Origin of the sequence: Saccharopolyspora sp. ID03-671 (genome assembly GCF_045278815.1) — a bacterium.
Lineage (GTDB): Bacteria > Actinomycetota > Actinomycetes > Mycobacteriales > Pseudonocardiaceae > Saccharopolyspora > Saccharopolyspora ipomoeae.
In genome coordinates, this window is record NZ_CP134054.1 from 1952381 (window position 1) to 1975486 (window position 23106).

19 protein-coding genes are annotated in these 23106 nt (G+C 71.5%); 12 read left to right on the plus strand and 7 right to left on the minus strand.

From position 1 onward, the window contains the following. Positions 1–112 precede the first annotated feature (112 nt). Both REH65_RS08620 and REH65_RS08625 read left to right on the plus strand, forming a co-directional pair. The gene (locus REH65_RS08620) at positions 113–760 is read left to right on the plus strand and encodes a hypothetical protein (protein ID WP_406692030.1); all 648 of its coding nucleotides are present in this window, start codon (positions 113–115) and stop codon (positions 758–760) included. Beyond that, on the plus strand, positions 646–1620 hold the full coding sequence (locus REH65_RS08625) for an acetyl-CoA hydrolase/transferase C-terminal domain-containing protein (RefSeq protein WP_406692031.1): 975 nt from the start codon (positions 646–648) through the stop codon (positions 1618–1620). Before REH65_RS08620 ends, REH65_RS08625 begins: the two co-directional genes overlap by 115 nt. A 52-nt stretch (positions 1621–1672) precedes the next feature. Here the strand turns inward: REH65_RS08625 and fabI are convergent, their stop codons facing one another. From fabI to REH65_RS08655, 6 genes are read right to left on the minus strand one after another with little or no spacing between them, the layout of a single operon-like run. Then, positions 1673–2437 carry an enoyl-ACP reductase FabI gene (gene fabI / locus REH65_RS08630; protein WP_281457664.1) on the minus strand — a complete coding sequence of 255 codons (765 nt, stop codon included), beginning with the start codon at positions 2435–2437 and terminating at the stop codon, positions 1673–1675. A 26-nt stretch (positions 2438–2463) separates the two neighbouring features. Continuing rightward, positions 2464–3159: an SDR family oxidoreductase gene (locus REH65_RS08635; protein ID WP_406692032.1), complete on the minus strand. Its 696-nt coding sequence runs from the start codon at positions 3157–3159 to the stop codon at positions 2464–2466. Positions 3160–3162: 3 nt separating this feature from the next. Then, positions 3163–4425, minus strand: coding sequence for a beta-ketoacyl-ACP synthase II (fabF, locus tag REH65_RS08640; protein ID WP_406692033.1), 1263 nt, complete (start codon positions 4423–4425; stop codon positions 3163–3165). After that, complete coding sequence (locus REH65_RS08645; RefSeq protein ID WP_406692034.1) at positions 4422–6047, minus strand: thiamine pyrophosphate-binding protein; 1626 nt, start codon at positions 6045–6047, stop codon at positions 4422–4424. The genes fabF and REH65_RS08645 overlap by 4 nt, the downstream gene beginning before the upstream one ends. After that, the gene (locus tag REH65_RS08650; RefSeq protein WP_406692035.1) at positions 6040–8715 is read right to left on the minus strand and encodes an aldehyde dehydrogenase family protein; all 2676 of its coding nucleotides are present in this window, start codon (positions 8713–8715) and stop codon (positions 6040–6042) included. Before REH65_RS08650 ends, REH65_RS08645 begins: the two co-directional genes overlap by 8 nt. A 49-nt stretch (positions 8716–8764) precedes the next feature. Beyond that, complete coding sequence (locus REH65_RS08655; RefSeq protein WP_406692036.1) at positions 8765–9706, minus strand: ribonucleotide-diphosphate reductase subunit beta; 942 nt, start codon at positions 9704–9706, stop codon at positions 8765–8767. Between the two features lie 556 nt (positions 9707–10262). Between REH65_RS08655 and REH65_RS08660 the strand changes: the two genes are divergently transcribed. The 10 genes from REH65_RS08660 to REH65_RS08705 all read left to right on the plus strand — a co-directional run bounded on the left by REH65_RS08660 (position 10263) and on the right by REH65_RS08705 (position 22199). Continuing rightward, positions 10263–10928 carry a GNAT family N-acetyltransferase gene (locus REH65_RS08660; RefSeq protein WP_406692037.1) on the plus strand — a complete coding sequence of 222 codons (666 nt, stop codon included), beginning with the start codon at positions 10263–10265 and terminating at the stop codon, positions 10926–10928. A 22-nt stretch (positions 10929–10950) separates the two neighbouring features. Continuing rightward, on the plus strand, positions 10951–13545 hold the full coding sequence (gene lanKC / locus REH65_RS08665) for a class III lanthionine synthetase LanKC (RefSeq protein ID WP_406692038.1): 2595 nt from the start codon (positions 10951–10953) through the stop codon (positions 13543–13545). A gap of 306 nt (positions 13546–13851) precedes the next feature. Beyond that, complete coding sequence (locus REH65_RS08670) at positions 13852–13935, plus strand: SapB/AmfS family lanthipeptide (RefSeq protein ID WP_139274061.1); 84 nt, start codon at positions 13852–13854, stop codon at positions 13933–13935. Positions 13936–14095: 160 nt separating this feature from the next. Continuing rightward, positions 14096–15274, plus strand: coding sequence for an MFS transporter (locus REH65_RS08675; protein WP_281457672.1), 1179 nt, complete (start codon positions 14096–14098; stop codon positions 15272–15274). Positions 15275–15280: 6 nt separating this feature from the next. Further along, positions 15281–16828 (plus strand): MFS transporter, encoded by a 1548-nt coding sequence (locus REH65_RS08680; RefSeq protein ID WP_406692039.1) that lies wholly within the window; start codon positions 15281–15283, stop codon positions 16826–16828. Positions 16829–16875: 47 nt separating this feature from the next. Continuing rightward, a complete protein-coding gene (locus REH65_RS08685; RefSeq protein WP_281457674.1) occupies positions 16876–17070 on the plus strand; it encodes a hypothetical protein in 195 nt (64 codons plus the stop codon). Positions 17071–17246: 176 nt separating this feature from the next. Beyond that, entirely contained in the window at positions 17247–18140 is an 894-nt protein-coding gene (locus tag REH65_RS08690; protein ID WP_281457675.1) for a DUF4429 domain-containing protein, read from the plus strand. Between the two features lie 38 nt (positions 18141–18178). Then, positions 18179–19105, plus strand: coding sequence for an ACP S-malonyltransferase (locus REH65_RS08695; protein ID WP_406692040.1), 927 nt, complete (start codon positions 18179–18181; stop codon positions 19103–19105). After that, positions 19102–20406: a cytochrome P450 gene (locus REH65_RS08700; protein WP_406692041.1), complete on the plus strand. Its 1305-nt coding sequence runs from the start codon at positions 19102–19104 to the stop codon at positions 20404–20406. The genes REH65_RS08695 and REH65_RS08700 overlap by 4 nt, the downstream gene beginning before the upstream one ends. Then, entirely contained in the window at positions 20403–22199 is a 1797-nt protein-coding gene (locus tag REH65_RS08705) for an FAD/NAD(P)-binding protein (protein ID WP_406692042.1), read from the plus strand. Before REH65_RS08700 ends, REH65_RS08705 begins: the two co-directional genes overlap by 4 nt. Here REH65_RS08705 and REH65_RS08710 read toward each other — a convergent pair. Then, positions 22182–23102, minus strand: coding sequence for a D-isomer specific 2-hydroxyacid dehydrogenase family protein (locus tag REH65_RS08710; RefSeq protein ID WP_406692043.1), 921 nt, complete (start codon positions 23100–23102; stop codon positions 22182–22184). The genes REH65_RS08705 and REH65_RS08710 overlap by 18 nt on opposite strands. Positions 23103–23106 lie beyond the last annotated feature (4 nt).

Consider the following 23106-nt stretch of genomic DNA (forward strand, 5'->3'; position numbering starts at 1 on the left):
GGGATGTTCGTGCCCCGCGTCACAGTTAATCCCGCTCGGACCCGTGCTTAGGATCCGCGTCACACGAAGCGCCGGTGGCGCGGTGGTCTCAACGGTGAGCGGGAGGTCGTGGATGTCCGGCAGGATTCGGAATCGCCAGTGGGCGGCGAAGGTCGTCGAGGCCGAGGAGGCCGCCGGGCTGATCGGGCCGGGCGAGAACGTGGGCATGAGCGGCTTCACCGGGGCCGGGTACCCCAAGGAGGTGCCTGGGGCTCTGGCGAAGCGGGTTGCCGTGGCGCACGAGCGCGGTGAGCCGATGAAGGTCGGGTTGTGGACCGGGGCGTCGACGGCGCCGGAGCTGGACGGGGCGCTGGCCGAGGTCGAGGGAATCGACCTGCGGTTGCCGTACCAGTCGGACCCGGTGAGCCGGGCGAAGATCAACGAGGGCCGGCTGGACTACACCGACATCCACCTCTCGCACGTGGCGCAGCGCGTCTGGCAGGGCATCTACGGCGACCTGGACGTGGCGGTGGTGGAGGTCAGCGGCATCACCGAGGACGGCAGGCTGATCCCGTCGTCGTCGGTGGGCAACAACAAGACCTGGCTGGAGCAGGCCGACCGGGTGATCGTCGAGGCAACTCCTGGCAGAGCGAGCACCTCGAGGGCATGCACGACGTCTACTACGGGACCGCGCTCCCGCCGCACCGCAAGCCGATCCCGATCACGCACCCGGCCGACCGGATCGGCGTGCCGCACCTGGATTGCCCGCTGGAGAAGGTGATCGCGGTGGTGGAGACCGAATCTCCCGACCGCAACGGCGCTTTCACCCCGCCCGACGCGATCTCCGAGCAGATCGCCGGGCACGTCCTGGACTTCCTCGAACTGGAGGTCGCCGCGGGCCGGCTGCCCCGGGAACTGCTGCCGATCCAGTCGGGCGTCGGCAACGTCGCCAACGCCGTGCTCGCCGGGCTGGAGAACGGGCCGTTCCACGGGTTGACCGCCTACACCGAGGTCATCCAGGACGGGATGTTGCAGCTGATCGAGTCCGGCAGGATGGAAATGGCGTCCGCGACGGCGTTCTCGCTGAGCCCGACCGCGGTGGAGCGGTTCAACCGGGACGCCGCCGCCTTCCGCGACAAGATCGTGCTGCGGCCGCAGGAGATCAGCAACCACCCCGAGGTGGTGCGCAGGCTCGGCTGCCTGGCGATGAACGGCATCGTGGAGGCCGACATCTACGGCAACATCAACTCCACGCACCTGATGGGCAGCCGCATCCAGAACGGCATCGGCGGCTCCGGCGACTTCGCCCGCAACGCCTACGTGTCGATCTTCGTGACGCCGTCGCAGGCCAAGGGCGGTGACGTGTCGACGATCGTGCCGATGGTCTCGCACGTCGACCACACCGAGCACGACGTGGACGTCATCGTCACCGAGCAGGGCCTGGCCGACCTGCGCGGCCTGTCCCCGAAGCAGCGCGCCGAGCGCGTCATCGAGCGCTGCGCGCACCCCGACTTCCGCCCGGCGCTGCGCGACTACTTCGAGCGGTCCCAGCGCTCGGCGTTCGGCCTGCACACACCGCACCTGCTCGACGAGTCCCTGTCCTGGCACCAGCGCTACGTCCGGACCGGTTCGATGCGGTGAGTCGGTCCGCGGCCTGGGACGACCGAGCCGCAGCCCGCCTTCGACGACCGGCTCACCGGCCCGTGGAGTGGAGGCCGCCGTCCGCGTGCAGGAGGGCGCCCGTGGTGCTGGGGAGCCAGTCCGAGAGGAGGGTGCAGATCGTTCTGCCGACCGGTTCCGGGTCGGTGGTGTCCCAGCCGAGCGGGGCGCGGGATTTCCAGGCTTCCTCCAGGTCGTCCGGGCCGCCGATGGAGCGGGCGGCGACCGTGCGCAGCGGGCCCGCAGCGACGAGGTTGACGCGGATGCCGTCGGGGCCGAGCTCTCGGGCCAGGTAGCGGGTGGTGGATTCCAGGGCCGCCTTGGCGACTCCCATCCAGTTGTAGCCGGGCCAGGTGACTCGGGCGTCGAAGTCCACGCCGACGATCGAGCCGCCTCGGCCCATCAGCGGGCGGCAGGCGGTGGCCAGGGATTTCAGCGAGTACGCCGAGACCTCCACGGCCGTGGCCACGTCCTGCCACGGGGTGTCGAGGAAGTCCTCGCCGAGACAGCTCGGGGGTGCGTAGGCGATGGAGTGCAGCACCCCGTCGAGGCGGTCGACGTGCTCGCGCAACCGCGGGGCGAGGTCGTCGAGCATGGCCTGGTCGGTGACGTCGAGCTCGATCACCGGGGGCGGGTCCGGGAGCCGGTTGGCGATGCGCCGCACCAGGCTGAGTCGGCCGTATCCGGTGAGCACGACCCGGGCGCCCTGCTGCTGGGCGACCTTGGCCGCGTGGAAGGCGATCGAGGACTCCGTGAGGACCCCGGTGATCAGGACCTGCTTGCCCGCCAGCAATCCCATCTGCTGCTCCTCGTTCGTAGTGATGCTCAGTGGCCCATGCCGGCGCCGCCGTCGACCGGGATGACCGCGCCGGTGACGTAGCCCGCCTGCTCGGAGGCGAGCCAGCCGACCGCGGCGGCGACCTCGGCCGCCTCGCCGGGACGACCGAGCGGGACCCCGTCGAGGATCTGCCGCCTGCGCGTCTCACCGAGCTCGTCGGTCATGTCGGTGCTGATCAGGCCGGGTGCGACGACGTTGGCCGTGATGCCCCGGGAGCCGAGTTCGCGGGCCAGGGAGCGGGCGAGCCCGACCAGGCCCGCTTTGCTCGCGGCGTAGTTCGCCTGGCCCGCCTCGCCGCGCAGCGCCACCACCGAGGACACGAAGATCAGCCGTCCACGGCGTTGCCGCAGCATGCTGCGCGCGCCTCGCCGGGCGACCCGGTAGGCACCGGTCAGGTTCGCGTCGAGGACCCCGCTGAACTGCGCTTCGCCCATGCGCAGCAGGAGACCGTCGTCGGTGATGCCCGCGTTGGCCACCACCGTGGTGATCGGGCCCAGCTCGGCCTCCGCCTTCTCGAACGCCTCCTCCACCTGGGCGGTGTCGGTGACGTCGCAGGGCACGCCGAACAGGTCGTCCGGGCAGGTGCCGCGGTGGGTGATCGCGACCGGCTCTCCCCGGTCCCGCAGCTCGCGGGCGATCGCCAGACCGATCCCCCGGTTCCCGCCGGTCACCAGCGCCGCCACCGCTCAGCCCTCCCAGGCGCCGAGGACGACGACCGCGTTGTGACCGCCGAAGCCGAACGAGTTGCTCATGGCCACCCGGACCTCGTGCTGCTGCGGTTCGTGGGCGACGAAGTTGATGTCGTCGGCCAGCGGCCGGTGGCAGTTGATCGTGGGCGGCACGATGCCGGTGCGGATCGCCTGGACCGTCGTGATGGCCTCGACGGCACCGGCCGCGCCGATCATGTGACCGGTCATGGACTTGATCGAGCAGATCGGGATCTCCGAGACCCGCGAACCCAGGACCTCCCGCAGCGAGGCGATCTCGGAGGCGTCGTTGAGCTTGGTGCTGGTGCCGTGGGCGTTGACGTGATCCACCTGCTCCGGGGCGACCCCGGCGTCGGCGAGGGCCGCGCGCATCGCGCGCTTGGCGCCCAGGCCCTCGGGTTGCGGGGCCGTCCAGTGGTGGGCGTCGGAGGAGCAGCCGTAGCCGAGGACCTCGGCGAGGATCGTGGCTCCCCGCCGCTCGGCGTGCTCGGCGTCCTCCAGGACCAGGACCCCGGCTCCGGCGCTCATCACGAAGCCGTCGCGGTCCTCGTCGAAGGGGCGCGACGCGGCCCGCGGGTCGTCGACGCGGCGGGACAGGGCTCGGGCGTTGCCGCTGCCCGCGAGGTCGACGCGGGTGACGCAGTTGTCGGCGCCGCCGACGATCGCGGCGTCGGTGATGCCGAACTGGATCCAGCGGGCCGCCTCGCCGAGCGCGTCCGTGCCGGTGGCGCAGGCGCTGCTGATCGCGCGGCTGGGGCCCCGGGCGCCGAAGGCCATGCTGATCTCCCCTGCGGCGCTGTCGATCGCACCGGTGATCGGGGCGTAGGGGCTGATCGCGCGCGGGCCCTTCTCGCGGATGGTGACCGAGAAGCCGTCGATGGAGTTGACGGCGCCGTAGCCACTTCCGATGAGCACGCCGACCCGGTCGGCGTTGTCGTCGTCGACGTCCAGCTTGGCCATCCGGGTGGCCTGGGTCGCCGCGGCCATCGCGTACTGGGCGTAGCTGTCCATGCGTCGGGCCAGCGTGCGCGGCATGTGCTCGGCGGGGTCGAAGCCCTCGATCTGCCCGGCGATCGAGGTCGGCAGGTCGGAGGCGTCGAAGGTGCTGATCTCGGCGACACCGCTGCGCCCGGCCAGGAACGCCTCCCAGGTGTTCTCGAAGGTCAGGCCGACGGGGGTGACGGCGCCGACGCCGGTGACGACCACGCGGCGGCGCAGGGAGCGGAGGTTCTCGGAAATCACGGGTTCTCCTCGGGTTGGGGGCTGCCGAAGTCGCCTTCGGGTCGCAGGGCGGAGTCGTCGAGGCTCACCGGGATCTCGATCACGCAGGGGACGCCCTCGGCCGTGAGCCGGAGGGCTTCGGTGAGGGCGGCGGTGAGCTCGTCGCGGTGCCGCGCCAGCGCGTGGTGCGCGCCCGGTGTGCGCACCAGCTGTTCGTCGTCGCGGGTGAAGCGGTGCCGCGTGAGGGGCGGTTCGTGCTGGTCGGCCTGCTGCTGCAGCCAGCCGTAGCCACCGTTGCGCAGCACCAGGTAGCAGACTCCGAGGCGCTCGCGGACCAGCGTGCGCAGTTCGTTGGCGAACAGGCCGAAGGCGCCGTCGCCGACCAGCGCCAGCACCGGGCGGTCCGGCTCGGCGGCCTTCACCCCGGCCGCCGCGGCAGCGCCGAAGCCGAGGCTGGTCTGCTCCGAGGGCACCACCGAGCCGCCGTGGCGGCCGCAGCTGTAGTTCGGGAAGAAGTAGGACCACATGTCCTGCAACCCGTTCTCCTGCACCAGGATTCGCCCCTCGGGCACGATTTCCCGGACGGCGGCGAGCAGGTCGGGGATGCCGGACGTGCGGGGCCGCAGCGCCAGCCGCGTGGTCGTGACCAGGTCGGCCCACGCCGCGCGGTCGCCGCCGAGGTCACCGGCCAGCCACGACTCGGCGGTCGCGGCGGCGTCGCCGACGACGCACGGGCCCGAGTGCTCGGTGGAGAGCTCCTCGGCGGCGATGTTCAGCTGCACCACCGGGACCGAATCCCCCACGTGTTCGGGCCATTCCAGGGTCGCGGTCTCCTCCAGCCTGCTGCCCAGGGCGATCACGCAGTCCGACGTGGACCACAGCTCGGCGGTGGCGGGTGCCGCGTAGAGACCGGAGAGCCCGAGGAAGTGCGGGTGGTCCTCGTCGACGGCGCCGCGCCCGGAGGCGGTGGTGAAGATCGCCGCGCCCAGGCGTTCGGCCAGCCGCTCCACGACGCGCTCGGCGTTGCGGTGCCGCATCCCGCCGCCGACCAGCAGGATCGGCCGACGTGCGTCCCGAACCTGCTGCGGCACACCGGTCGTCAGCTCCACACCGCTACCGCGCAGCGGGATCTCGGCCGCCGGCAGGTGGTCCGGCACCTCCAGGTACACCGGGCCCGGCGCGCCGCGCGCCGCCACCAGCATCGCGCGGCGCAGCGCCGGGACCAGGCGGTCGGCGTGCTCGACGCGGTGCGCCCACTTCGTCAGCGGCGCCAGCGCCGCGACCTGGTCCAGCTCCTGGAAAGCGCGGGCACCGATGTGGTGCGGATCGGTGCCCGCGCCGATCAGGACCACCGGAGCGCGGGAGCACCGGGCCTCCAGCAGGCCGGTGGTGGCGTTGGTGGCCGCGGGCCCCTTGCCCACGACCGCGACCGAGGCCGAACCGGTGTGCAGGGCGTGGCCGGTGGCCATGAACAGGGCGTTGCGCTGGTCCCGGCACAGCACGAGCCTCGGCGGGTCCTCGGCGCGCTCCAGCGCGTCGAGCAGCTTCAGGTCGTCGCCGGGCAGGCCGAACAGGGTGCTGACGCCGTGCTGCCGCAGCACTTCCAGGACCGCCGTCCAGGCTCCTTCGAGGTGATCAGACATCGGCGGCACCGATCAGCTCACGACGTCGCGCCCCGGTCCCGAGGTGATCGGCGACGGCCTTGGACAGCAGCAGCGGCTCGGCGACCCGCTTGGTGCCCACGGCCGCGTAGTTGGCGACGATGCCCCTGCCGCCGAAGGGCTCGTTGCCGTCGTCGTGGTCGACCAGGGTGCTGTTGACCGTGACCTGGTGCCGCTTGCGCAGGAACGACACCACTTCCGGCAGGTCGCCGTAGACCGTGGCGCCCATCGCGCGGTCGATGTAGAACGGCGAGTTCAGCACCGACAGGAGCTCCTGCTCGTCGGAGTAGCGCACCACGTTGAAGATCGGCGCGAACATCTCCGTCGCCTTCTCCTTCGGGTCCAGCGGCAGGTCCAGCACCGTGGGCCGCAGGTGCATGTCGATGATGCTGACCTCGCCGCCGGAGACGATGTGCTGCGAGTGCTTGCGCAGGTAGTCGAAGGAGTCGGCGAAGGCCTCCAGGTAGTACATCGACCCGTAGTCGCTGGTGGTGTCGCGGTTGTCGCCGTGCCGGAGCTTGGCGACGTAGTGGCACAGCGCGGGCACGAACACGTCGGCCAGCGAGTCGTGCACGAAGATGCGGTCCGGCCCGAAGCAGTCCTGCCCGGAGTTGATCATCCGCACGTCGATCAGCGCCGGGATCGCGCTGCGCAGGTCGGCGTCCGGGCCGAGGACGAACGGGTTGACGCCCTGCCCGAAGAACACGAACAGCTGCTCGGAACCCAGCTGCCCGCGCACCTTCTCGGCGTTGTGGTAGGTGCCGGTGAACACCACCAGCTCCGACTCGGCGACCGGCCCCGCGATGAACTCGCGCTGCGCCATCGAGCAGTCGTGGATCGGCAGCTTGTGCGCCGGCGAGAGCATCTCGTGCAGCTTGCGGGTGACGTCGGCGATCTTGCTGGAGGCGCGGAAGCTGACGTGATCGCAGTACAGGCTCGGGATCAGCAGGTACAGCACGTACGAGTACAGCGGGATGTTCGAGGGCATGAACACGGCAGCGCCCTCGACCGGCCGGGGCCGGTGCTTGAGGACCTCCTCCTGGGCGCCTTCGAGGGTCCGGATGCACAGGTCGATCTCGCCGTTGACCGTCGCGTGGTGCGAGACCTCGGTGAGCAGCTCGTGGACCTGCGCTCGCTGGGACTGCAGGAACTCGACGACCGCGCGCAACGCCTGCAGCCGCTCCGGGTGCGGGATCGACGGGGTCGCCCGGGTCCGGCCGCGGGCCAGTTCGCGCAGCGCCTCGGTGTCGACCTTGCCGTTGAGGTTGAGCGGGAACTCCGGCACCACCACGACCCGGTTGGGCCGCTCGTACTCGGCGAGCTCGGCCGCGAAGCGGGCCCGCCAGTGCGCGGGGCTGCGGTCCTGCTCGTCGGCGACGACGAACACCAGCTCGCTGCCGAGCCTCTCGTGGTCGAACGGGACCACCCGCACCGGGTTGCCGCAGCGCTCCACCTTCTCGACCAGCGCGTCCGGGTAGATCGTGTGGCCGAGGCGGTGCACCGCCCGCTTGCGCCCGATCAGGGTCAGGTTGCCCTGGTCGTCGAGCCAGCCGAGGTCGTGGGTGCGGTACTCGCGGTCGGTGACCGGCACCGGTTCGCCGTCATCGCCGAGGTAGGCGTTGAGGTAGTCGGGGGTGCGCACCACGACCTCGCCGCGCTCGCCCGGCGGCAGCGGATCGCCGTGCGCGTCCACGATCCGGATGTCGATGCCGTCGAGCGCGCGCCCCACGCCGCGCGGGTCCGGTTCCACGGCCAGCGCGATGTTGCCGGCCTCGCTGCTGCCGTAGCCGTCCAGCAGCGGCTTGCCGATGACGGTGCGGAACCGGCCGCTCAGCGCCGCCGACAGCGGCGCCCCGCCCACGCACCACATCCGGACGCTCGCCAGCGACCCGTGGTAGCGGTTGCGCCTGCCGTAGATCGACAGCATCGTGTCGTAGCTCGACGGGGTGGCGTCGACGACCGTCACGCCGTGCTCGCTGATCCGGTCCAGCGCCTGGTCGAGGCGGTGGGACGAGTTCACCACCAGCGTGAACTCCGACCACCACCACAGCAGGATGATCGACAGCCCGTACTGGTGGGAGAACGGCAGCAGCGGCATGAGCACGTCGTCGGCGACGTAGCGCATCCGTTCCTGGGTGCGTTCGATGTTGGCGCGCACCGAGGAACCGGAGCGCACGATGCCCTTGGGCGCGCCGGTGGTGCCCGAGGACCACAGGACCAGCCCGTCGGCGCGTTCGTACCAGGCGTCGAACGACAGCGCGTCGTGCACGTCGGCGAACGCGTCGACCGGCCGGGCCAGCCGCACCTCGCTGAGCGCGTTCTCCAGCGAGATGACCTCGGCGCCGAGGTCCTCGGCCGGCACGGTGCGGTCGCGCAGCAGCCATCTCGCCCTGGCGTGGTCGATGACGCGGCGGTGCTCCTTGGCCGACTGCCGGTGGTCGACGAGCACGATGGAGGCGTCCACCGCGATCAGCGCGAACAGCGCCACCACGAACTCCGCGGAGTTCGCCGCCGAGAGCACGACCCGGTCCCCGGGCCGCACTCCCCTGCCGCGCAGCCGGTTGGCCAGCAGCGCGGAGTCCCAGGCGACCTGGTCGCGGCCGACCACGCCTTCGGTGGTGATGAGCCCACAGCGTCCGTTGTCCCCCATGTTTCCTCGCCTTCCTGAAGTCGATGCGCGAACGGTGGTGGTGGCCGGGTCAGCGCGCACCGGCGCGCTCCGCCGTCGCCGACGCGGTGGTGATCAGGTGTTCCTGGAACCCCTCGTCGATGCCGATGAGCCGCATGTGGCGGCGCAGGATGTCCAAGCTCATCCGCCGGAAGCCGCGGTTGCCCACCGCCGAGGTCTCCTGGTCGACGCGCAGCGCCAGCGGCACCGCCTGCTCCAGGACCTCGCAGATGTCGTCGTGGTGTCCCTCCAGGACCCCGGTGCGCAGGGCGTGCATGCCGAAACCGACGTGGCGGGACTCGTCCCGGCACATCGCGGTGAAGGCGGTCCTGATGCCGTCGAGCCCGCCGACGTCGCGCAGCGCCTGGACCAGCACCCGCTGCCCGACCAGCGCCAGCACGCCCTCGGTGATCATGTGGAACAGGGTGACCGCGCGCAGCCACTGCCCGTAGTCCAGCGGCCTGCGGTGCAGGTCCCGGACGATCCCGGCCTCCAGCACGCTCAGCTCTCGGTGGGCGGGGGCGGCGAGGTTCCAGCTCTCGGTGAGCATCCGCTTCGGGTCGGGGTCCATGCCCAGGATCTCCTCGCCGAGCCGGAACACCAGGTGGGTGTGCCGGGTCTCGTCGGCGATCTGGGTGCCGAGGAACACCGAGTACTGCTCGTCCGGGGAACCGCTGATGATCGGGCCGAGCATGTCGAGCCCGGTGTACTCGCCGATGATGAACGTCGCGATGGACTCGGCGACGATCGCGCGGAAGCCGGGCGTGATCGCGTGGTCGAAGTTCTCCTTGTCCGGTCCCAGCTCGACGTCGGCGGCGGACCACTGCTGGCGGTCCCACCGCTCGTAGAGCTCCCGGGGTTTGAGCCGCTGCGCGGCCATCACGTGCGCGTGCTGCATCACCTCGCTCAACGGGACCTTCGGCAGCTCGCTCAGCGAGGCCTCGTCCATGAGCAGCGGCGTCCACCGACTCATCTCTCACGTCCTTCGCACCACAGTGGCGATCCGCGCGAGAGTGGTTGCGGCAGCGCGGATCGCCGGAGTTCGACACGGGTTCCGGAGGCGGGTGAAGGCGCACCGACCACCGGTGTGGAGAGACTGAAGGAACCGTGAATCGCCGGAGAGGGCCCGAGTGAAACAGCAGTTCTGAGGCGGGTCAAGGGAATCGGGGGAATGTGGGGTTGGGGCACCCCTACCCCTATCTGGCGGGAAATGGTCAGCGCTGCGCCGAACAGACTCACGCTTTTCCGCAGCCCGACCGAATCTGATCGTTTCGCTTGACACCTCACCAGGGCGTACTTAGCGTTCGCGCCGACCGAAGGGCCTTGCACGACGGGGCGCGGCGAATTCCGGGAATACGGTGATGAATTCGCGGGAACCGGGGAACGCCGAGCCACGTCGGACGGGGGACTGAAGGAAGCAAGGCATCGCGGGTAAACCCGAACTCCACGGGCCGAAAAGCCCATGACACCAGCGCGTACGAGCACATCGGTTCGTCGCGCCCTCGAACGCTGACCGAAAGACGGTGCCAATGCAGGGAAGACTCGTCCGCATCGAATGGGCCACCGAGGACGATTACGAGCTCATCGCGAGTTGGCTGAAGCCGCTGTCGCCGGCCGCGGCGATGACCGCCGACACCCGGGAGTTCCTGACCCCGGCGAAGGTGAAGGCCGCCAACGAGGACGGCAACGTGCGGTTCTTCATGGCCGTGGCCAACGACGGCGAGCGCGTCGGCGCGGTCAACTACCGGCCGGTGAACAGCTCCGGCTCCTACAGCCTCGGCGGTGTCGTCGGCGACTGGCAGAAGTGGAGCCGCGGCTACGGGGCCGAGGCGTTCGGCCTGGTCATCGAGCACCTGTTCAACGGGCTCAACGCGCACCGCGTCGAGTTCACCACGGCCGCCTACAACAAGGAGACGCTCAAGATCCTGACCAAGGGCGGGTTCGTGCTGGAGGGCGTGCTGCGCGACTACCACTACCTCGACGGCATGTACTACGACCGCACCGTCTGGTCGATCCTGCGCGAGGAGTTCGAGGAGTACGCCGCGGCCAGCGCCGAGCACTTCCCGGTGGTCGACGCGATCCCCGCCGAGGACAAGGAGAAGGCGCGCGAGCTGCTGAGCAAGTTCCTGGCCAACGACCCGCCCACGTCGCTGCGCGATTTCGAGCGGCGCAGCAACCGGACGCGCGCGTACTGACGCGGCGGGGAGGTGAGCGGGCATGCGTGAGGACCTGGAGCTGTACTCGCTGGCGGACCGGGTGTTCTACGAGGCGCCGTCGCGCTGGGAGGCGGCAGCGACGACGTTCGAGCTGGTCGAGGCCGCGCTCCCGGACGGCTGGGTGCGCGGCGGCAACGGCGACTGGTGCATGGTCCGGCCCGACGGACCGGACCTGCCCGACCAGGGCTGGAAGGTCCACGTGTCGGCGACGCCGGAGAACTCCTCGCGCGTGCTGGCCGAGGTGTCGCGGCACTGCTTCGCGGCGGGCGTGGCGTTCAAGTTCCTGCGCACCCGGAACCTGGTGCGCGCCTACAGCTTGAAGTACGCGCCGCGCTCGGCGAGCGGGAAGATGCTGACGCTCTACCCGGTCGACGACGCCCAGCTGGAGACGACGGTCAAGGCGCTGTCGACGGCCCTGGACGGGGAACGCGGCCCGTACGTGCTCACCGATCTGCGGATCGGCGGAGGACCGGTGTTCGTGCGCTACGGCGGCTTTTCGGTCAAGCACTGCTTCACCCCGGACGGCGAGCAGATCCTGGCCGTCGAGAACCCCGACGGTGAGCTGGTTCCCGACGATCGTCGCCCGTTCCTCACCACGCCCGAGTGGGTTTCGACGCCGGGATTCCTCGCACCGCACCTGGACGCGCGGTCCGGGCAGTCGGCCTCGCTGGGGTACCGGATCACCGAGGCCCTGCACTTCTCCAACGGCGGCGGGGTCTACCTCGCGCGCCGCGAGGACGACGGCACCGAGGTCGTGCTCAAGGAGGCGCGCCCGCTGGCCGGGCTGGACTCGTCCGGCCGGGACGCCGTGGCGCGGCTGGAGCACGAGGTCACCGCCCTGCGCGCGCTGGAGGGCGTCGCGGGAGTGCCCCGGGTGCACGAGGTCGTCGACGTGTGGGAGCACCGGTTCGCCGTGCTGGACCGGGTTCCCGGCCGCACTCTGCAGGCGTGGGGCGCGCTGCACCACCCGCTGGTCGGACCCGAGACCAGCCCTGGAGCCGCGCGGGACTACGCCGAGCGCGCGGTGCGGGTGCTGCGTCGGGCGACCGCGCTGATCGAGCGGATCCACGAGCGCGGCGTGGTCTTCGGCGACCTGCACCCGGCGAACGTCCTCGTCGACGACGAGGACCGGGTGGGGCTGGTCGACTTCGAGGCCGCCTCCGACATCGGCGACCAGCGGCGCCAGCACATGGGCTACGCCGGTTTCACCGACCCCGACGCGCGCGGGGCCGAGGTCGACCGACAGGCGCTCGGCGCGCTCGCGCTGTGGCTGTTCCTGCCGCTGACCAGTCTCAACGCCCTGCACCCCGGCAAGGCGAGCGAGCTGCTCGCCGCAGTGGAGGAGCACTTCACCGTGCCCGACGACGTCCGCACCCTCATCCTCGACCGGATCCGCCGACCCGCCCCGGCCACGTCGGTCGCGGCGGCTCCCGAGGTCCGGTTCACCGACGAGCCCGGCCGCCGGGCCGCGCGGGACTCGCTGGCCGAGGCGATCCGCGCCACCGCCGCTCCCGACCGCGACGACCGGCTGTTCCCCGGCGACGTGCAGGGATTCCTCAACGGCGGCACCGATTTCGCGTTCGGCGCGGCCGGGGTGCTGTGGGCGCTGCGCACCGCCGGGCACGACGTCGAGCCCGAGCACGTCGCCTGGCTGGCCGAGCGCGCCGAGCGGTCCGCAGGCAGGCCCGGGTTCTTCGACGGGGCGCACGGCACCGCGCACGTCCTCGACCTGCTGGGACACCCCGAGCGGGCGGCCGAGCTCGTCGACCGCGCCGCGCCGGACGTGGCGCGCACCCAGGACGTGAGCCTGTTCAGCGGGCTGGCCGGGATCGGGCTCAACCACCTGCACCTGGGCGAGCGCGACCCCGCGCACCTGGCCCGAGCCCTGGAGATCGCCGACCGGGTCGCCGAGGCCGTCGACAGCGGCCGGTCGCACGGCATCGACGCCGCCGGCCGGGTCGGCCTGCGCGACGCGGGCACGCGCGGCGGGCTGCTGCGCGGCTGGAGCGGGCCGGCGCTGCTGTTCCTGCGCTGCTACGAGGCGACCGGGCGGCGCCACCACCTGGACCTGGCGGTGCGCGCGCTGCACCGCGACCTGGACCTGTGCGTGTCCCGGCCGGACGGAACGCTGCAGGTCGACGGCGGTTTCCGGACCCTGCCGTACCTCGACGTCGGCTCGGCGGGCATCGCGCTGGTGGCCGACGAGGTGCTGCGGCACGTGCCCGACGAGCGGCTGTCGGGCAGCTCGGCCGGGTTGCACCGCAGCTGCCGCAGCACGCTGGTGGTGCAGTCGGGGTTGTTCGCGGGCCGGGCCGGGCTGCTGGCGACGCTGGCGCGGTCCTCGCCCGGCGAGCGGCTGCCGGAATCGGCGGTGGCGCACCTGTCGGTGCTGCACTGGCACGCGCTGGGCTACCACGGGCACCTCGCATTCCCCGGGGAGGGAAACTTCCGGTTGTCGATGGATTTCGCGACCGGCAACGCGGGCGTGCTCGCGGCGCTGGCGTCGTTGGACGAGCCGGTCGGATTCATGCCCTTCCTCGAACCACTACCAACCCCTGGCAATCATCGAAACCCATTGCGGGAGAGCAATTCCTGATAGAATTCGAGTCGAACCTGGGGAAAGCGAAGAACACCCGCCGATTCGGCGACGGATTCGCTTGCGCGAAAGCACCTCCCGGGCGATTCGGTTCCCGAAGACTTCGCCGTCGACCGTTCGGCGAGGACATCCGGATGAACAGTTAGGTGGTGAATTGACGTGTCGATCCTCGACCTCCAGGCCCTGGAGACCACCGCGGCCGAGGCCTCCGTGCCGGGCAGCACCGCGAGCACCAACTGCTGATCTCCTCGCCCTCCCCAACAGGGCGAAGGAACGGCGCGACGACGCGAGAGGAGGTGATTTCCCATGTCGATCCTCGACCTGCAGGCCCTGGAGACCGCGGCCGCCGAGGCCCACGTCCCGGGCAGCACCTGGAGCAGCGGCTGCTGAGGCGTTTCGCCTTGACCCGCTGAGCACCAGCAGGCGTTCCGCCGGTTCGGCCACAGGGTTCCGAACCGGCGGAATCGCCCTTTCCTCCCACCCGAAGACCGGAAGATCAGCGATACTGTCCCGAGTTGATCTTTTCCCCCGATGACGGAACGGGACCGCGATGACCACCAGCTCCGACCGCCCGCGATTCGGCCGCGAAGAACGAGTGCTGCACGCGTCCGCGTTCGCCAGCGGCCCGATGGAGGTCCTGGACTTCCTGCTGCCGCTCTACGCCGGAGCCGTGCTGGCCGCCGCCCCCGGCCAGTCCGGGGCGCTGGTCGCGGTGTGCGCGCTGGCGGCGCTGGTGACCCGGCCGCTGAGCGGCCACCTGGCCGACCGCCTCAACGAGCTCGTGGTCGCCGCCGCCGGAGCGGTGCTGCACGCCGCCGCGCTGGCCGGGTTCGCGCTGAGCGGAGGGCTGCCTGCGGCCTTCGCGATGGCGGCGCTGACCGGCATCGGCAGCGCCTTCTTCTGGGTCGGCGTCCGCAGCTGGATCGGCGGCCGCAGCGGCGGCGACGACGGCCGCGGCTTCGGGCGGCTGCTGTCGTTCGAGGGAACCGGCCAGCTCATCGCCTACGTCATCTGCTTCACGATGCTCGAAGACCTCGGCTACCCCGCGGTGTTCGCGCTCGGCGCCGTCTCCGCGCTCCTCGCCGCCGTGCTGCTCGGCTTCACCGCGCGCGGCGACGACCCGCGTCCCCCGGCACCGTCCGACCCGGTCTCGACGCGAGACCTGCTGCCCTTCCTGGTGATCTGCGGGGTGACCGCGGCGCTGGAGGCCGCGATGAGCCTGCTGCTGCTCCTGCACCTGCAGACCGCGCACCACTACGGCCCCTACGCGATCGCCTCCGCGCTGGCGCCGGGCTTCATCGCGTTCGTGCTGGTCCCGAACATCGCCCACCGCGTGCTCGCGCGGATCGGCAAGCGCACCGCGGTGATGGCCGCGCTGCTGGCCAGCGCCCTGGTCACCGGTGTGCTGGCCGCCGCGCCCGAGCCGTGGGTGCTCAGCGTCGTGTGGATCTTCGCCGCGGCCGCGCTGGGCATCGCGATCCCCGCCGAGCAGTCGGCCATCTCCGAGCGGGCCGGGGCCCGCATCGGCACGCGCCTCAGCCACTACGAGAGCGCCCAGCTGGCGGGCGTGGCCGCGGGCACCGCCGCGATCGGCGCGCTCTACCAGGCCGCCGGGATCGCCGTCTCGGGCGCCGTCGCGGCCGTCGCGCTGGCCATCACCGCCGCGGCCGTGCCCGTAGCCTGGCGTTCGCTGACCGCCACCACCGCGCTGCGGGACACCAGCGGGTAGCGGCCGATGGGACGACACCGCGCGCACGCCGACGCACCCACGGTGCGGTTGAGGGAGCGCCCGCTCAGGCGGGGACCGTACCGGGGACTGCTCACCGGGTCGTCGATCAACGTCGTCGGCGACGTCATCGGTACCGCGGCGCTACCGCTGTTCGTCCTGGAAACCACGCACGACCTGGCGCTGACCGGCTGGATCGCGACGGTCAGCGTCGGCGGCTCGGTGGTCACCGGCCTGCTGCAGGGACCGCTGATCGACCGGCTCGGGTTCCGCGCCAGCATGCTGTTCTCCAGCGTCTTCGCCGCCGCCACGACCCTGTCGGTGTACCTGCTGCACGTGGCCGGCCTGCTCACGCCGCCGCTCCTGCTGCTGCTCGCGCTGGTGCGCAGCGTCGCCGACGAACCCGGACGAGTGGCGATCTTCGGCATCGTGCCGCAGCTGGCCGGGCAGGCCGGGGTGCCGCTGGAGCGCGCCAACGCGACGCTGCGCACCGTCACGGCCTCCTCGAACCTGGTGGGGCCGCTGGCGGCGGGCGGGATCGCGGCGTTCGCGGGCAGCGAGTGGACGATCCTGCTCAACGCCATCACCGGCCTGCTCGGCACGACCGTGCTGCTGCTGTTCGCCCGCGCACCGCGCACCGCTGCCGCCGAGCAGGTCGGCGCCGACGAGGACGGGATGAGCTACTACCGGCGGTTCCGCATCGGGCTGCGCTACCTGTTCCAGGACAAGCTGCTGCGCACGCTGGTGGTGGCCACGATGGTGTTCGCGGCGTTCGACTCCAGCTTCGCCACGATCGGGCTGACCGCCTACGCCGCCGAGGTCCTGCACCAGCCCGCCCTCTACGGCGGCCTGATCAGCGCGTTCGGCATCGGTTCGCTGGTGGGCACGATCGGCTACGGCGCCGTCGGGCACAAGCTGCCGAAGCGCCGCACCTACCTCACCGTCTACCTCGCGTTCTCGGCGCTGGTGCTGCTGATGTCGTTGGAGCTGGGCGTGGCTCCGGCGTTCGCGGTGATGGCCGCGGCTGGCCTGGTGACCAGCCCGCTGGACATGCTCTACATGGCCGCACTGCAGGAACGGGTGCCGAAACGGTTGTTCGGCCGGGTCATCAGCATCGCCAACACGGTCCTCAGCGCCCCGGCTCCGCTGGCGGTCGCCGCGGCGACCGGGCTGATCAGCAGCGTCGGCGTGCGCACGACGATGCTCGCGCTGGGCTGCGGGTACCTGGCGCTGGCGGTCGGCCTGGTGTTCGTGCGGCACCTGCACAAGCTCGACACCACGCCGGTCGACGGCAGCGAGGTCACGCGGCGGCTGCCGCGGAAGGTGCAGGCGACGCAACCGATCCCCCGCCGGTTCGACCACCTGGCGACGCAGCCCATTCCCAGAATTCCCACTTCCCCGCCCGGACATCGGGTGTGGATGTTGTCGGCGGACGCCGGACTCACCCAGCCGATTCCGCGAATCGGTGCGGCGCACCTGCCGACGGTGCAATGGCAGCGGCACGAATTCAGCCGGGATTCCGGCGAGATCCAGCAGAACAGGATTTTCGAGTCGTGACCGCTGCTACGATCATGAACGGCATTTGATTCACAGACGGAGGATTCATGTCGAATGCGAAGCACATAGCCATCGGCGCGCTCATGGTGGTGGCCGGGGTCCTGCTGCGGATCTACGGTGGTGAAACCGAGGTCGGCCCGTTCGAATTGCGGACGGTGGGCAACGTCATCGCCATCATCGGTGGCATCGAGGCCGTCATCGGCGTCGCCTCCATCTTCTTCCCGGAGAAGAAGCTCAAGTAGATCCCGGGGGATTCTGGGGGGGATCGCCCGCTGACCTGGTCGGACTCGGGCAGGACGTCGGTGGTCGCGGTGGCGGCCACCGGCTTCACTCACACTTTCCGATGAGGCCCCCTACTACCCCGAAGATCGCATCGGAATCATTGCCGCGCAATTTCTTCCACTGGTAGGTTCACCGCATGGGACTGGGGCTGGAACTGGCGGGCACGAATGCCACCTGGGTGTTCGAGCACGACAGAATCGAGATCAATTACTCCAGCGGACTCGGGCATCCCCGCCTGCTGCGCAAGCTCAAGCACAGGACCATCCCTTACCACGCCATTTCCCGCGCGACCGCCGCCGGCGGCGACGGTCATCCGCAGTTGACGCTCCACTTGCGACCCGGCGCGGATCCGCTGACCGAGGTCGCCGCGGGCCAGCTCGCCGACGATTCCGAACCGAACCAGATCGAGCTGGAACCGAATCAGCAGGAACTGGCGGCCTACTACGCCGACCACATCAACGACCACTGCGATCTCAACCCGGATTCCGACGCGCTCGCGCCGCGCTTCCTCGTCGAGGTCGACCAGTCCCCGCGACGGCTCAAGGGCTACGACGGGGAGGCGTCCTTCGACGGCTCCGCGGTCGAGTTCCAGTGGCACCCGGACGCGTCCCGGGTCAAGCACCGCTCGCCGAAGCGGCGCCACGAGCTCACCGAGCTCGTCGGCGTCGAGTGGGTCAAGCCGGGGCTGACCTCGGGCCACTTCCTGCTGGTGCCGCACGGCGATCGGGCCGAGGCCCCGCCCGCCGACAACATCCGGGCCCTGCTGTTCGGCTTCGGGTTCGGCACCACCGCCAACTCGCTGCCGTTCGCCGCCGCCGTGCTGGCCGCGATCCGGCAGGCCCAGCCCGAGCTGACCGCGCTCGGCGCCGCGCCGGAGCCGCGGATGCTGCCGGGCGCGCCGCAGCGGCCGGAGATGTCGCGGGAGGAGATCCTCGCGACGATCCGCGAGCTGGGGCAGCTGCACGCCGACGGCATCCTCACCCAGCAGGAGTTCGAGGCCAAGAAGCGGGAACTGCTCGATCGGCTCTGATCGCGCCTGCCCATCGCAAGCCAGAGAGGTGAACACCGGTGCGCCGTGACGCGCTCTACTTCCCGGGCCTGGTGCCGACGAAGTTCTCCGCGATCGAGGACTTCCTGCGCACCAGCGACCACGCCCGCGCCCGGATCGAGGTCGCCGACGACGTGCTCGGCTACTCGCTGCTGGACGCCTACGCCGAGGCCGAGGTCTACGACTGGGAGGTCTACGAGTCCGGGTTCCTGGTGCTGACCCTGGCCTTGGCCGACTGGGCGCTCGACCACGTCGAACTCGACCCGGTGCTGTGCGGCGGGCAGAGCTTCGGCGCCATCATCGCCGCGGTGTTCAGCGGCGCTCTGTCCTACGAGGACGGTCTGCGGCTGGTGCGCGCCAGCGCGGCCGTGGAACTCGACTACTTCGCGGCCGTGCCGGAACCGCTGGGCTGCCTGTTCTTCTACCGGCTGGACTCGCGGACGGTCGACGCCCTGGTGGCCGACTTCCCCGGCGAGCTGGAGGTGTCGATCTACCTCGACGATTCCGTGCACGCCGTGTCGGGCACGCTCGCCGACCTGCGGCTGTTCGAGGACCGCGTGCGCGAGTCCGGCGGCTACCCGTTCTACACGATGAACCGTTCGGAGCACTGCTCCACCGTCCGGCCGCTGCGCGATCGACTCGAAACCGAGGTGTACGACCGCGTTTCGTGGAACAGTCCGAAGTGGCCGATGCTGTCGGACGTCAGCGGGAGGCTGCTGACCGATCCGGCCGAGATCGAGAAGGACCTGCTCGACGGGTGGGTGACCCCGGTGCGCTGGAGCACCGTGGTCGAGGGCATGCGCGCCGCCCGCGCCGAGCACGCGCACATCATCGGGCCCAGGAACATGTTCGCCCGGATCACCAACAACGCGCTGCCCACCGACGTCATCACCCCCAAGAAGGTCGCCGACCACCCCTCGGCGACGGCGAAGCGAGTTCACCGATGAGCACCCGATTACCCCCGGGCCCTGCCCTTCCCGCGCTGACCCAGACCTGGCGCTACTGGCGCTCCCCCGCCGAGTTCGTGCGCCGCTGCCACGAGGAGTTCGGCGCGCGGTTCACCGTGCGGCTGTGGCCGTTCGGCACCGTCGTCGTCCTCGCCGATCCCGGCGACGTGAAGGCCCTGGTGCGCAGCGACCCGTCGGTGTTCCAGGCCGGTCGCGCCAACAGCTTCGGGGAGATGGTGCTGGGCCGCGAGTCGGTGTTCGTCATCGACGACGAGGAGCACTCCCGCACCCGGGCCCTGATGATGCCCGCGTTCCACGGCAAGGCGGTCCGCGACCAGGTCGAGCTGATGCGCGAGATCACCGCCGCCAACCTCGCGTCCTGGCCGGTGGGCGAGCCGGTGCAGGCGCTGCCGCAGATGCAGGCGATCTCGCTGGAGGTCATCTCCCGCAACGTGATGGGCATCGACGACTCCGCGCTCAAGGAGCAGGTGCAGGAGGCCGTCCTGCGGCTGCTGCGCACCGGGTCGGTGTTCGACGTGCTGCCCGGTCACGACCGGTTCCCGTCGCTGCACCCCGGCAGGCTCAAGCGCAGGCGGATGCGCGCCCGCGCGGACGCCCTGCTGCGCGAGCAGATCGCCGCGCACCGCGCCGATCCCCGGCTCGACGAGCGCACCGACGTGCTGGCGATGCTGCTGCGCGCCTCGGAGGCCGAGGGCGGGTGGATGTCGGACGCCAACATCTGCGACCAACTGATCACGCTGCTGCTGGCCGGGCACGAGACGACCGCGACGGGCCTGGCGTGGTGCCTGGAGCGCCTCGTGCGCCACCCGGAGGTGCTGGCCGAGGCGCAGCGCGCCGCCGACACCGACGACGACACCTACCTGGACGCGGTGATCAAGGAGGCGTTGCGCTGCCGCCCGGTGGTGCCGGACGTGGGCCGGAAGCTGGCGCGCGACGCCGACTTCGCCGGGTACCGGCTGCCCAAGGGCACGAGCCTGTGGCCGAGCATCGAGCTGCTGCACACCTCGGCCGAGTCGTTCCCGGATCCCGGGGCGTTCCGGCCGGAGCGGTTCCTCGAACGAGGCGCGATGGCCGACTGGGTGCCCTTCGGCATCGGCAACCGGCGCTGCCTGGGCGCCACGTTCGCCCAGGTGGAGTCGCGGGTGGTGCTGCGGGAGTTGTTGCGCCACTTCGAGTTCGAGACCACCGACGCCCCGGGTGAGGCCGCAAAGGCGCGGCACGTGACGCAGGTCCCGGCGGGTTTCGCGACGGTGACCGTGCGGCGGCGCGACGCGGCATGAGCGCGATCTGCGTGGTGGGCGCGGGCCCGCGCGGGACGTCGGTGCTGGAGCGGCTGTGCGCGTGGGCCGGGGACGAACCGCTGGTGCTCCACGTGGTCGACCCGTTCCCGCCCGGCCCGGGCCGGATCTGGCGGCGCGCCCAATCGGACCTGCTGTGGATGAACTCCACGGTCGCCGACGTCCGGATGTTCACCGGGCCGGACGCGGCCCGGCACGGCCCCGCCGGGGTGGTGCCGACGTTCGAGGAGTGGCTGGGCTCGGTCGCCCCGCACGAGCTGCCCGGGGAGTTCACCGCGCTGACCGGGCGATCGTTCGCGCCCCGGCCCGTGGTGGGCGCCTACTTCTCGTGGGTGTTCGAGCGCGTCGTGGCCACCGCCCCCGATTCGGTGCGGGTGGTCGTGCACCGCACCCGCGCCGTCGAGCTGACCGACCACCCCGAGGGCCAGCTGGTGACGCTGGCCGACGGCACCCGGCTGGTCGTGGACCAGGTGGTGCTGGCGCAGGGCAACTTCGAGGCGGCGGCCACCGACGAGGAGCGGGAGCTGTCCGGGTACGCCGAGCGGCACGGCTTGAGCTACTTCCCGTCGGGCTACTACGACGAGGACCGGTTGCGCTCGCTGCCTGCCGGGGAACCGGTGCTGCTGCGCGGTTTCGGGCTGACCTTCATCGACTGCATGGCGCTGCTGTGCGAGGGCCGGGGCGGCCGGTTCGAACCCGACCCGGTGCACGGGTTGCGGTACCGGCCGTCCGGACGGGAACCGGTGCTGCACGTGGGGTCCCGGCGCGGCCTGCCGCATCGCGCGAAGTTCGGCTTCGAGCTGGAATCCCCGCCGCTGCCGAAGTTCTTCACCGCCGAGGCCGCGCGGGCGCTGGGCGTTCCGCTGGAGTTCGAGCGGGACCTGCTGCCGCTGGTGTTCGAGGAGACCGCGGCCGCCTACTACCACGAGCTCTTCCGCACCCGCCCGGATCGCGTGCGCTGCTCCTGGCCGGAGTTCAGCGCCGCGTGGGGCCGGCCGGAGCGGGACCAGCTGGTCGCCGAGTGCGTGCCGGAGCCGTCGGATCGGTTCTCCTGGGACCTGCTGGACCGCCACCTCACCGACCCGGGCCCGGACCTGCAGGCCGCGATCCGCGACCACATCGCCGATGACCTGCGGCGTCGCGGCGATCCGGCGTTCAGCCCGGAGCTGGCGGCGGTGCAGGGGCTGCTGTCGGCGGTGGGCGTCCTCATCGAGCTGGTGGAGGCCGAGGAGCTGTCGGCCCGTTCGCTGGTGGTGGAGCTGGAGCACGGGTTCCTGCCGCTGCTGAGCCACATCACCAGCGGGCCGCCGCCGCGCCGGTTGGCCGAGCTGCTCGCGCTGTCCCGCGCCGGAGTGGTCCACTTCCTCGGCCCCGGCACCGAGGTCCGCCCCGAGGACGGCGTCTTCCGCGCCGCGGGAGAGCTGACGCCCGAGCCGGTGGAGGCGCGCGTGCTGGTCGAGTCGCGGCTGCGCACGCCGTCGCTGCTGGACACCTCCGACGCACTGCTGCGGCGCCTGCGCGAGACCGGCGAGTGCGTCCCGCAGACCCACCACGACGCCGACGGCACCGAGCACACCACCGGCAAGATCAGCGTCCGCGCGGGCGATCACCGGGTGCTGCGCGCCGACGGCACGCCGCACCCGAACCGCTTCGCCATCGGCCCCTACGTCGCCGGCGTCCACACCCCCACCAGCGGCCCGGGCGCCTCCGGCTTCTTCGCGAGCAGCGACCTCCTCGCCCGCACCGCGCTCGAAGGACTAGTACCCGCGCACTAGGTCCACGGTCCCGGCCGGCTGCCGTCCTGCGAGGTGCTGCGCGATGTTGTGGGCCAAGCGCTCGTGGAAGCCGCGGCGCAGGGTGACGGCCGGGTTGGCGATGTGCGGGGTGACGATCGCGCGCGGATGCGTCCACAGCGGGTGGTCGTCGGGCAGCGGTTCGGGGTCGGTGACGTCGAGCGCGGCACCGCCGATGCGCCCCTCGTCGAGGGCGCCGACCAGGGCGTCGGTGTCGACGACGGAGCCGCGCGCGACGTTGACCAGCCACGCTCCGGGCCGCATGCGGGAGAGCTGATCGCGACCGACGAGGTGCCGGGTGTCGCTGGTGGCGGGCGCGGCGATGACGACGTGGTCGGCCTGCGACCACACCTCGCCGGAATCGGCGGCGGCCAGGGTCCGGGCCGCTCCCGGCACGTCCCGGCCGCTGCGCGTGACCGCGACGACCTCCGCGCCCAGGGCGCGCAGCGGCGGGATCAGCGCCCTGCCGATGCTGCCGCAACCGATGATCGCGACCGCGGCGCCGCCAAGCGTGCCCACCTGCGGCATCAGTTCGGACTTGGACCAGGTGGTGGCGCGGACGCAGTCCGGCATCCGGCGCAGCCCGGCCAGCAACAGCAGCAGCGCGTGCTCGGCGACCGGGGCCGCGTAGGCACCGATGGCGGCGGTCCAGGTTCTTGCGTCGTCGATGATCCCGGCGTCGAGCCACTGCTCCACCCCGGCGGAGGGGAGCTGCACCCAGCGGATCGAATCCGGGAGAGCTGCGGGGAATTCGGCGGTGGCCGAGGTCGTCCAGGCGAGCGCCTCGGCCTCGTCGAGCCCCACCACCTCGGCCCCGGCCCGCCGGGCGACGTCGGCCGCGCTGCCGTCGGGATCGGGCAGGACGGCCATCTTGAGCTTGCTCATGGTC

Coding starts and splice junctions, on each gene's coding strand:
- REH65_RS08620 (WP_406692030.1), top strand. CDS start 113: ATGTCCGGCAGGATTCGGAATCGCCAGTGGGCGGCGAAGGTCGTCGAG.
- REH65_RS08625 (WP_406692031.1), top strand. CDS start 646: ATGCACGACGTCTACTACGGGACCGCGCTCCCGCCGCACCGCAAGCCG.
- fabI (WP_281457664.1), bottom strand. CDS start 2,437: ATGGGATTGCTGGCGGGCAAGCAGGTCCTGATCACCGGGGTCCTCACG.
- REH65_RS08645 (WP_406692034.1), bottom strand. CDS start 6,047: ATGTCTGATCACCTCGAAGGAGCCTGGACGGCGGTCCTGGAAGTGCTG.
- REH65_RS08650 (WP_406692035.1), bottom strand. CDS start 8,715: ATGGGGGACAACGGACGCTGTGGGCTCATCACCACCGAAGGCGTGGTC.
- REH65_RS08655 (WP_406692036.1), bottom strand. CDS start 9,706: ATGAGTCGGTGGACGCCGCTGCTCATGGACGAGGCCTCGCTGAGCGAG.
- REH65_RS08660 (WP_406692037.1), top strand. CDS start 10,263: ATGCAGGGAAGACTCGTCCGCATCGAATGGGCCACCGAGGACGATTAC.
- lanKC (WP_406692038.1), top strand. CDS start 10,951: ATGCGTGAGGACCTGGAGCTGTACTCGCTGGCGGACCGGGTGTTCTAC.
- REH65_RS08670 (WP_139274061.1), top strand. CDS start 13,852: ATGTCGATCCTCGACCTGCAGGCCCTGGAGACCGCGGCCGCCGAGGCC.
- REH65_RS08675 (WP_281457672.1), top strand. CDS start 14,096: ATGACCACCAGCTCCGACCGCCCGCGATTCGGCCGCGAAGAACGAGTG.
- REH65_RS08680 (WP_406692039.1), top strand. CDS start 15,281: ATGGGACGACACCGCGCGCACGCCGACGCACCCACGGTGCGGTTGAGG.
- REH65_RS08685 (WP_281457674.1), top strand. CDS start 16,876: ATGTCGAATGCGAAGCACATAGCCATCGGCGCGCTCATGGTGGTGGCC.
- REH65_RS08690 (WP_281457675.1), top strand. CDS start 17,247: ATGGGACTGGGGCTGGAACTGGCGGGCACGAATGCCACCTGGGTGTTC.
- REH65_RS08700 (WP_406692041.1), top strand. CDS start 19,102: ATGAGCACCCGATTACCCCCGGGCCCTGCCCTTCCCGCGCTGACCCAG.
- REH65_RS08705 (WP_406692042.1), top strand. CDS start 20,403: ATGAGCGCGATCTGCGTGGTGGGCGCGGGCCCGCGCGGGACGTCGGTG.
- REH65_RS08710 (WP_406692043.1), bottom strand. CDS start 23,102: ATGAGCAAGCTCAAGATGGCCGTCCTGCCCGATCCCGACGGCAGCGCG.